Source organism: Streptomyces sp. RB17, assembly GCF_009604455.1.
Classification (GTDB): Bacteria; Actinomycetota; Actinomycetes; order Streptomycetales; family Streptomycetaceae; genus Streptomyces.
This window is the reverse complement of sequence record NZ_WEGL01000050.1, coordinates 1-1,677: the sequence shown is the minus strand read 5'-3', so window position 1 is coordinate 1,677 and position 1,677 is coordinate 1. Positions and strand designations below refer to the sequence as shown.

Below are 1,677 nucleotides of genomic sequence, written 5' to 3'. Positions count from 1 at the left end.
CTAACCTCGCGCTTTCACGAGTGGGCCTGTCCGAGTCTTGATCAAATAAATGGAGAGTGCTGCTGACCTGCAACGATGGGACTTGTCGAGGGTCCTGTCACTGCAAGGAAAGAAGCACTCTCCAGGTGAAGAAGAGTAGCGGGTCGTACCCACGTGTCCGTGTCGAGGGCGGCGGCCGTGGAGTTGTTGCCCAGGCCGGGGCCGTGCTGCTGGTCGAGACGGTCCGCAAGTCCGCCCTGGACACCGCGATATCCGCGGCGCTGGCGCCGTGGCGCAAGCCGCGGGCCGTGCACGACCCAGGCAAGATCCTGCTGGATGTGGCCCTGGCCGTCGCACTCGGCGGTGACTGCCTGGCCGATGTCGGCATGCTGCGGGCCGAGCCGGCGGTGTTCGGCCCGGTGGCCTCCGATCCGACCGTCTCCCGCCTCGTCGACGCGCTCGCCGCGTCCGGCCCGAAAGCTCTTGCAGCGATCCGGGGCGCACGTTCCGAAGTACGCACGCGGGTATGGGAGCTGGCCGGGGCAAGCGATCCGTCCGCCGACGGCCAGGTGATCGTGGACATCGACGGAGTGCTGGTGCTCGCGCACTCCGAGAAGCAGGACGCCACCGCGACCTGGAAGAAGACCTTCGGTCATCACCCGCTCGTCGCGTTCGTCGATCACGGCCCAGCCGGGTCCGGGGAACCGGTGGCCGCGCTGCTGCGGCCCGGCAACGCAGGCTCCAACACCGCCTCCGACCACATCGAAACCGCGAGGCTCGCCCTGGCCCAGCTCCCCAAACGGCTGCGGCGGGGACGGCAGACACTGATCCGCACCGACTCCGCCGGCGGCACCCACGCCTTCCTCGACTGGCTCACCCGGCCCGGCCGGTGGCTGTCGTATTCCGTCGGAATGACCACCACCGACGCCATCCACCAGGCCGTCCTGAAGATCCCGAAGAAGGCGTGGACGCCGGCCTACGACGCCGACGGCACCGAACGGCCCGGCGCCTGGGTCGCAGAGATCACCGACATGCCCGACCTGAGCACCTGGCCCACAGGCATGCGGCTGATCGTCCGCAAGGAACGCCCGCACCCCGGCGCCCAGTTGCGCTTCACCGATATCGACGGCAACCGGCTCACCTGCTTCGCGACCAACACCAAAGGCGGCCAGCTCGCCGACCTCGAACTACGTCACCGCAGGCGGGCCCGCTGCGAGGACCGCATCCGAGGCGCCCGCGCCACCGGCCTGCGCAATCTACCCCTGCACGACACGGCCCAGAACCAGATCTGGCTGGAGATCGTCTCCATCGCACTCGACCTCCTCGCCTGGATGCCGATGCTCGCGCTGACCGGCGAGGCCCGCCGCTGGGAACCCAAGAAGCTCCGCCTTCGGCTGTTCTCCGCCCCCGCGAAGCTCGTGAACACCGGCCGCCGCCGCTGGCTCCGACTGCCCGCCCGCTGGCCCTGGACCGCCGTCATCAGCCACGCGACCGTCAGGCTCCACGCCCTGCCGAACCCCGGCTGACCAACCACATCAACCATCCCGACAACCCGCACCACCACACCGGCGAAGTGGAACCCGGCGCCCATCCGACGCGAGAGCCGGACCCTCGCCCTGCCCCAACCCCGAAAAGACCGCACCACACAAACGCGGAGTCCCCATCAGCGAACCGACGAGGACTCATGAACGATCGAGG

The 1,677-nt window shown here is 69.1% G+C and carries 1 protein-coding gene; it reads left to right on the top strand.

The features are described from left to right. Positions 1-125 precede the first annotated feature (125 nt). Complete coding sequence (locus tag SRB17_RS45205; protein WP_323377637.1) at positions 126-1,505, top strand: IS1380 family transposase; 1,380 nt, start codon at positions 126-128, stop codon at positions 1,503-1,505. Positions 1,506-1,677: the final 172 nt, after the last annotated feature.